This is a genomic window from Alkalihalophilus lindianensis (assembly GCF_032843265.1).
Taxonomy (GTDB): domain Bacteria; phylum Bacillota; class Bacilli; order Bacillales; family Bacillaceae_D; genus Alkalihalophilus; species Alkalihalophilus lindianensis.
The window spans coordinates 1-269 of record NZ_JAWJBA010000366.1; the positions used below are offsets into that span (position 1 = coordinate 1).

The window sequence follows — 269 nt, forward strand, 5'->3', positions numbered from 1 at the left end:
GGTAAAATTAATGGTCATGACAGATCCTATTGCTGATATGCTTACTCGTATTCGTAATGCGAATATGGTACGTCACGAAAAATTAGAAGTACCTGCTTCTAATATCAAAAAAGAAATTGCCGAAATTTTAAAGCGTGAAGGTTTCGTGCGTGATGTTGAATATATCGATGACAATAAACAAGGTATCATCCGTATCTTCTTAAAATACGGTACAAACAACGAACGTGTTATTACTGGCTTAAAGCGGATAAGTAAGCCTGGACTTCGTG

The 269-nt window shown here is 36.4% G+C and carries 1 protein-coding gene; it reads left to right on the forward strand.

Annotation, left to right across the window (positions count from 1 at the left end; all coding sequences use genetic code 11):
* Positions 1 to 10 precede the first annotated feature (10 nt).
* Positions 11 to 269 (forward strand): 30S ribosomal protein S8 (gene rpsH, locus RYX56_RS22600; protein ID WP_317124155.1); only part of this gene is annotated, 259 nt, incomplete at its 3' end.